This is a genomic window from Staphylococcus pettenkoferi (assembly GCF_002902685.1).
In the GTDB taxonomy this organism is placed as follows: domain Bacteria; phylum Bacillota; class Bacilli; order Staphylococcales; family Staphylococcaceae; genus Staphylococcus; species Staphylococcus pettenkoferi.
On sequence record NZ_PPRN01000043.1, the window covers coordinates 75268 to 83001 of the forward strand.

Annotated in this window: 6 protein-coding genes and 1 rRNA gene; 5 read left to right on the forward strand and 2 right to left on the reverse strand. The window is 38.4% G+C overall.

Going from position 1 to position 7734, the window contains the following annotated elements; translation table 11 throughout:
- The first annotated feature begins 349 nt into the window (after nucleotides 1–349).
- Nucleotides 350–2086 (forward strand): ABC transporter ATP-binding protein, encoded by a 1737-nt coding sequence (locus tag CD126_RS08555; RefSeq protein ID WP_049406376.1) that lies wholly within the window; start codon nucleotides 350–352, stop codon nucleotides 2084–2086.
- A gap of 94 nt (nucleotides 2087–2180) precedes the next feature.
- On the opposite strand, the gene CD126_RS08560 is transcribed toward CD126_RS08555, so the two are convergent.
- Both CD126_RS08560 and CD126_RS08565 read right to left on the reverse strand, forming a co-directional pair.
- Complete coding sequence (locus CD126_RS08560) at nucleotides 2181–3275, reverse strand: FUSC family protein (protein WP_002473029.1); 1095 nt, start codon at nucleotides 3273–3275, stop codon at nucleotides 2181–2183.
- A 78-nt stretch (nucleotides 3276–3353) separates the two neighbouring features.
- On the reverse strand, nucleotides 3354–4643 hold the full coding sequence (locus CD126_RS08565) for a glutamate-1-semialdehyde 2,1-aminomutase (RefSeq protein WP_049406374.1): 1290 nt from the start codon (nucleotides 4641–4643) through the stop codon (nucleotides 3354–3356).
- Nucleotides 4644–4723: 80 nt separating this feature from the next.
- Between CD126_RS08565 and bcp the strand changes: the two genes are divergently transcribed.
- The 4 genes from bcp to CD126_RS08585 all read left to right on the forward strand — a co-directional run.
- Entirely contained in the window at nucleotides 4724–5179 is a 456-nt protein-coding gene (gene bcp / locus CD126_RS08570; RefSeq protein ID WP_049406372.1) for a thioredoxin-dependent thiol peroxidase, read from the forward strand.
- Nucleotides 5180–5185: 6 nt separating this feature from the next.
- On the forward strand, nucleotides 5186–6136 hold the full coding sequence (locus CD126_RS08575) for a phosphoglycerate dehydrogenase (protein ID WP_049406370.1): 951 nt from the start codon (nucleotides 5186–5188) through the stop codon (nucleotides 6134–6136).
- 95 nt (nucleotides 6137–6231) lie between these two features.
- Complete coding sequence (perR, locus tag CD126_RS08580) at nucleotides 6232–6684, forward strand: peroxide-responsive transcriptional repressor PerR (RefSeq protein WP_002473032.1); 453 nt, start codon at nucleotides 6232–6234, stop codon at nucleotides 6682–6684.
- 886 nt (nucleotides 6685–7570) lie between these two features.
- Nucleotides 7571–7734: ribosomal RNA gene (locus CD126_RS08585) — 16S ribosomal RNA — on the forward strand; the annotation flags it as partial.

Here is a 7734-nt window from a genome sequence, read left to right on the forward strand (position 1 = left end):
AGTTGAATACTTATAGATTGATGGAATTGCTTGATTTATAAGCATTATCCATGCGTTACAGAATCAAATTCGATATAGTGATAACAATGTCGTTAACAAGGTTGAGGTTATTTCGTAAGTTATATGCGTTAAATAACTTACGAAAGGTATCTTAGAGTTGAGGGCAACAGGGCACATACCTCAATATAACCTTAAATGATTCTGATTCAACGCAATTGCAGGTGCGCAGTAAACTGAGATTCGAATCTCAGCCGCGCATCTTACTTGCGGGGGTGAAACTTGAGTTGAAATGAAGCGCTCAAAGTAGTTTCACTCCCGTTTCACTTTGATGAAAGTGGGGGGACGCATCATGATTCGAAGATATCTCGAATTTGTTAAACCGTATCGTTGGCGTATCATTGCCACGATTATTATCGGTATTATTAAATTCGGTATACCTATGCTCATACCATTATTGATTAAATACGTCATTGATGGTGTCATCGATAATCACACGCTGACGAATCACGATAAATTGATTCGTTTAGCGATTGCATTAGGTATTGCCGTGTTTATCTTTGCGGTCATTCGACCGCCTATTGAATACTTACGTCAATACTTGGCCCAGTGGACAAGTAACAAGATTCTATATGATATACGTAAGAAACTCTATCATCATTTACAAGCATTAAGTGCGCGTTTCTATGCGAATAATCAAGCAGGGCAAATTATTTCACGTGTGATTAATGACGTTGAACAAACGAAAGACTTTATCTTAACGGGATTGATGAACATTTGGCTCGACTGTGTCACAATCGTGATTGCCTTAACGATTATGTTCGTCTTGGACATTAAGTTGACGTTAGCAGCCATCTTTATCTTCCCGTTCTACATTCTTACGGTTTACTTCTTCTTCGGTCGTTTAAGACGTTTGACACGCAAGAGATCTCAAGCTTTGGCTGAAGTACAAGGCTTTCTACACGAACGTGTGCAAGGGATGTCTGTGATTAAAAGTTTCGCCATTGAAGATAACGAAGCAAAGAACTTTGATAAATATAATAGACATTTCCTACATCGTGCTTTTACACATACACGTTGGAATGCGAATTCTTTCGCAGCGATTAACACAGTGACGGATCTTGGGCCACTCATCGTCATTGGTGTAGGTGCTTATCTCGCGATCAATGGTTCTATCACCGTGGGTACGCTAGCGGCGTTCGTCGGTTACTTAGAGCAACTCTTCGGTCCGTTGAGACGTCTCGTGTCATCATTTACGACATTAACGCAGAGTTTCGCGTCTATGGATCGTGTCTTTCAATTGATGGATGAGGACTATGATATTAAAAATAATATCGGTGCGCAGCCGATTCCAATCGAGCACGGCAACATTCAAATGAACCACGTGTATTTTAAATATAACGAAGATGAGTCTATGATCTTAAAAGATATCAACCTTGATATCGAACAAGGACAGACGGTGGCATTTGTCGGTATGAGTGGGGGAGGTAAATCAACGCTTATCAACCTCATTCCGCGCTTCTATGACACGCTTAAAGGTGAGATTACAATTGATGGTCATAACTTGAAAGAGTTCTTAACTGGAAGCCTCCGCCATCAAATTGGTCTCGTTCAACAAGATAATGTTCTCTTCTCAGATACGATTCGAGAGAACATCCTGTTAGGTAAACCCGATGCGACAGAAGAGGAAATAGTAGATGCAGCCAAGAAAGCCAACGCACACGACTTTATTATGACGTTGTCTGATGGTTACGATACAGAAGTCGGCGAACGTGGTGTGAAGCTTTCAGGAGGACAGAAACAGCGTATTTCTATTGCCCGTATCTTCCTCAACAATCCGCCTATTATCATCCTAGACGAAGCAACAAGTGCGCTAGACTTAGAGAGTGAAGCAATTATTCAAGACGCCTTAAATGTCTTAAGCCGCGACCGTACGACTTTAATCGTTGCTCACCGTTTATCTACAATTACGCATGCTGATAAAATTGTAGTCATGGAAGATGGTCAAATTGTCGAAACGGGTACACACCAAGAACTATTAGAGAAAAAAGGTGCTTACGAGCATTTATTCAGAATTCAAGATTTATAATATAACAAAGCCTGTAGAGTTGAAGATGCTGAAATCTTCGTTACTCTACAGGCTATTTTTAATGGGAAGGAAATTTTATTCCATTCGTTATTCACTATAAATCGAAATCTTCATCTAAAATATCGATTTCATTATCATTGTGATGGTAAGAGAAGAAACTGATACGCAAACGATCTAAGTGTTCTAGTGTGTAACGATATTCCTCAATACTTGAGACAATTTGCATAATATTTGCAGATGAGTAATCTTCAGGTACTGGATTTTTAGTAATATCGTTGAAGAACGCATCAATTAATTCTTTCTTCTGCGGATTCTCAATCTGACTATCTAATTGACGTGCGTCGTAACGCGCTTTCTTAGATAGACTGATAAAGATTTGTTCATGATAGGTGATGAGTGAATCCAATTCAAGTTTAATTTGAAGCAATAAACTTTGATTCAGATTATGCAAATCATTTTGATAGCGGTTCATACGTTTAAGTACTTCATAGGCTTTACGCGTGCTACGAACCACTTCTTTAAATAAGATCTTCTTACGATTTTGCGCGTACGCTTGCTTTTTAGTCCAAGAACGTTCTTCCTCATAGTAAGAAAATGTTTGCTCTAAGCGATCTAGGCGTTCCCGAATCAAGCCTCTATCTTCTTTAATATTCTGATACTCAGATGTATCATTCAGCACGAGTTTGAACCAAACGAAGATATCTGACGTTATATTTAAAGCGTTGTAGTAAATCTTGGATTCAAACTTGGGTGGTAAGAAGATTAAATTAACGATAGAAGAACTGAGTACACCAATCATGACCATCACAAAGCGATAGAATGCTGAAATGTAGAATGAACCAGTCTGTTGCCCCATAATAATCAACGCCGTAACACTTGCCAATGTCGCAACGTGTGCAAGTTTGAAACGGAATAGTATCGCGATGAGCAAGACAACGGTCACACCCATTATGATGATGTGTTGACCAAACATAAATACCATCGCAACGGCCAACGAGGCTCCGATGACGTTACCTATCGCTTGATCTGAAATCGTCTTAATAGAACGAAAGACGCTGGGCTGCATAGCTACGACGGCACTGACACCCGCGATTGCTTTAATTCCAGCGTCTTTAGGTAAGAAAGAAGCGATAAATAAAGCAAGCATAATCGCGATGCCGGTCTTTATAATTCTAGCGCCTAACTTCAAATATCTCGCTCCTTTCTATCTCATCTTAATATTAAAGTTATTACTTTGTTATACAACGATTATAGCGAAAGGTCAATATTATTTCATCTGACTAAAGGCGTAGTCGGCTGCTTCTAACGTTTTATCAATATCTTCATCTGTATGTTCAGTTGTTAAGAACCATGCCTCGAACTTAGATGGCGCTAAGTTGATACCTTGGCGTAACATATGGTTGAAGAATTCAGAGAAAGCTTCAGCATCAGCAGCTTCAGCTTGATCATAGTTTGTAACTTTTTCATCTGTAAAGTAGAGCGTTAAAGCGCCATAAACACGATTAACTGTCGCAGTAATATTGTGTTTCTCGATCAACTCGTTAAGTCCTTCTTCTAGACGTTTGCCGAGACGATCTAGTTCTTCGTATACACCATCTTGTTCAAGAACTTCTAATAATGCGATACCTGCTTTCATAGAGAGTGGATTACCTGCCATAGTTCCAGCTTGATAAGCAGGGCCTAATGGTGCGACATGTTCCATAATATCTTGACGGCCGCCATAGCCACCGATTGGAAGACCACCGCCGACAATTTTACCGAAAGCAGTTAAGTCAGGATAAACTTTGTAAAGATCTTGTGCAGCTCCGTAATGGAAGCGGAAAGCCGTGATGACCTCATCGTAAATAACGAGACTGCCATTATCGTGTGTAATACGGTTCACTTCTTCGAGGAAGCCTGGTTGGGGTTCAACCATACCGAAGTTACCCACAATCGGTTCTACAAGTACAGCTGCTACATCGTCACCCCAGTGATCGATGGCTTCTTTATAAGCATCGATATCGTTGTATGGCACAGTGATGACTTCTTTAGCTACACTTTGCGGTACACCTGCTGAGTCAGGAGAGCCGAGTTGAGAAGGGCCACTACCTGCTGCAACGAGCACTTGGTCGAAGTGACCGTGATATTGTCCGGCGAATTTAATAATCTTATTACGTTTCGTGTAAGCGCGCGCAACACGAGTTGTTGTCATTACAGCTTCGGTACCAGAGTTAACGAAACGAATCTTCTCTAGGGAAGGGATCGCTTCACGTAATTTCTTCGCGAAATCAATCTCTAGTTCTGTCGGCGTACCATAGAGCACACCTTTCGCAGCTTGTTCTTGAATTGCTTTCGTAATATGCGGATGCGCTTGTCCAGTAATGATTGGACCATACGCTTGTAAGTAGTCGATATATTTGTTGTCGTCTACATCATAGAGGTATGCACCTTTACCTTCTTTCATGACGATCGGCGCACCTCCACCTACTGCTTTAAATGAGCGAGATGGTGAGTTAACCCCACCGAGTATATATTCATTAGAAAAGTGTTGAAGTCTTTCGCTTTCACTAAAATTCATTCTAATCAACCTCTTTTAATTTTATATTTTCGACTATTATCGTATCATATTTGTAACAATAATAAGAAGCAGGTGAGTATATGTTATCCAAAGGAGAGCAATTTCCAGATTTTGCATTGGAGAATCAAGATGGTGAAACAATTACGAAAGAGAGTTTAAAAGGGAAGAAAGCGATTTTATACTTTTACCCAAGAGATAATACACCAACATGTACAACTGAGGCGTGTGACTTCAGAGATAATCTTGAGATGTTTAACGATTTAGATGTGCAAGTGTACGGTATCAGTGGAGATACGAAACGTAAGCATCAGAACTTTATTGCGAAACATGATTTAAACTTTGACCTGTTGGTAGACGAAGATTATCAACTTTCAGAAGCAACAGGTGTGTATCAATTGAAGAAATCATTTGGTAAAGAATCTATGGGGATCGTACGTACTACCTTTGTTATTGACGAAAATGGTGAAATCATGGACGTCATTGAGAAAGTTAAAGTGAAAACGCAAATGGAAGAATTAAAAGCAATATTGGGGTGATAGATGATGAAAGTGGTTAGTTTAAAGCGTTTAGGCGATAGCGAACAACGTTTGAAAGACGCCTTTCCAGACATCGATTTCAGTTTCAAGAAAGGTCTCTTTCAAGTTGAAGATGAAGAATGTAAAGATATAGATATTCTTATCGGATATAGCGGACAAGTCGATGAAGCGTTTCTGGAGAAATGTCCGAACTTGAAGTGGATTGCGTGGTATGCGACAGGCGTGAATAACTTACCTCTCGATTATATTTCTGAACATAACATATTGCTTACGAATGGCAGAGGTATTCACGCGAAACAAATGTCTGAATTTATCCTGGCCTTTATCCTTGACGATTATAAGAATATGAAGCAATCGTTCATCAACCAACAGAATCATGTCTACGATTCTAAGTTGACTGGTAAGCGAGTAGCAGGTGAGACTGTACTGTTCTTAGGTACGGGTGCGATTGCTCAGAAGACAGCGCGATTGCTCGAAGTCATGGGTGTGACAAATATTGGTGTGAATACCTCAGGTCATTCAGCTGACTTTTTCGATAAGGCGTATAGTATGGATGAATTGGAAACGGCGATTGCTGAAGCGGATATCGTGATTAATGCTTTACCTGAGACGGAGGACACATATCATTTATTAGTAGAAAGTCATTTTAAACAAATGAAAGACTCAGCATTATTCATTAACGTTGGTCGAGGTACGATAGTAGATGAAGATGTGTTGATTGAAGTGTTGAAACGTGAAGAGATTCGTCATGCCACGTTAGATGTTTTTGAAAATGAACCTTTAGATTCTAATCATCCATTCTATGATATGGATAACGTAACAATTACTGCGCATATTACAGGCAATGGTACAGAAAATTATCATGAAGCAACAGATATTTTTATGACGAATTTGAAGCATTTTCTCAATAACGGTAAGCTAATTGAGAATGTGGCAGATCCTAATAAAGGATACTAGCGTGGATAGATATAAAAATATTGACACATTCAAGAACGAAAAGTTATATTAATATTAAGTAAGAATTATTATTATATAGAAAGACGGTGAAGAACATGAGTGCGGAAATGGAAACAGTTGAACATCAACTCGACGATTCAATTGCATCTTTAAGAAGTGCTGGAATTAGAATCACGCCACAACGCCAAGCTATATTAAGATTCATGATTTCAGCAGATACACATCCAACTGCAGATGAAATCTATCAAGCACTTTCACCTGATTTTCCAAATATTAGTGTAGCTACAATTTATAATAATTTACGTGTATTTAAAGATAATGGCATCGTAAAAGAATTAACTTACGGCGATGCTTCAAGTCGTTTCGACTTTAATACGCACAATCACTATCATGTGATTTGCGAAAAATGCGGTAAGATTGTGGATTTCCATTATCCTCTATTAGATGAAGTGGAACAACTTGCGCAACACGTAACTGAATTTGATGTGTCACACCACCGTATGGAAATTTATGGTTTATGCAAAGATTGTCAGAATAAAGATGTGTAAGTACAGTAATTGAACTATACTTTATTTCTACCGAGGTCCAATTATCGAGGATCTCGGTTTTTTATTGAAGATAAAGTTAGAGGATAGATTTGCGGTCGCTCTTGTAAATAGGGGAGTGGAATACTGTATATAGGTGGTATGTAAGTGATATTGAGATTGGATCTTCTATATGTAAACAGTTATTAATAGTTAGAAGTGTTTGGGAAGATAGAGAAATTATAGATATGTGAAGAATAAGTGCAGGGTGAACTGTTTACTTTTATAACGAAGGTAATTAGTGATTAGTAAGTACAGTTGAAAACATCAGAAGATAATTATTGGCCATTGTGTATTCATAACGAATTAAAGACTGTTAATGATAAATAAGTAAGTAATCGATATAGAAGAGGTTCAATAGAAGATTCATGGCTTAAATTTATGGAATGTATATATTAGTAAACAGCTGTATTGCTAGCTTTTCTTGTTGTGAAATGACAAATGACGATACATAAATAGGTATTTAGTGAATTATCATCTTATTGCCTGATAAATTTCTTCTAAAAAGTTTAAGATAATCATTGACTCATAATTGCAAAGTTGATACTATGAAAAAGTCGTCGAAACGAGATTGTTTATCTCGTTTAAAGAGAGATTTAATAAAGTGTAAATTTGGTACTTGTTAAATCTGACGAAACGTTATAGAATGTTAAATGTTGAGTCAAGAAAATAAAAAACTTAAAAAATTAGTTTTAAAAAAGTTATTGACTCGATACAAACAAGGTGTTATAATTAATTCTTGTAACGCGATAATGAACATTGAAAACTAAATGACAATATGTCAACGTTAATTCCAATAAACACAACGTGTTATTGATAACACTTATTTTTACGAGCTAATCAAACGCTTTTTATGGAGAGTTTGATCCTGGCTCAGGATGAACGCTGGCGGCGTGCCTAATACATGCAAGTCGAGCGAACAGACGGGGGAGCTTGCTCCCCCGACGTTAGCGGCGGACGGGTGAGTAACACGTGGGTAACCTACCTATAAGACTGGAATAACTCCGGGAAACC

What these genes read in the sequence shown, in the direction of transcription:
- CD126_RS08555 (WP_049406376.1), top strand. Translation starts at nt 350, where the DNA reads ATGATTCGAAGATATCTCGAATTTGTTAAACCGTATCGTTGGCGTATC.
- CD126_RS08565 (WP_049406374.1), bottom strand. Translation starts at nt 4,643, where the DNA reads ATGAATTTTAGTGAAAGCGAAAGACTTCAACACTTTTCTAATGAATAT.
- bcp (WP_049406372.1), top strand. Translation starts at nt 4,724, where the DNA reads ATGTTATCCAAAGGAGAGCAATTTCCAGATTTTGCATTGGAGAATCAA.
- CD126_RS08575 (WP_049406370.1), top strand. Translation starts at nt 5,186, where the DNA reads ATGAAAGTGGTTAGTTTAAAGCGTTTAGGCGATAGCGAACAACGTTTG.
- perR (WP_002473032.1), top strand. Translation starts at nt 6,232, where the DNA reads ATGAGTGCGGAAATGGAAACAGTTGAACATCAACTCGACGATTCAATT.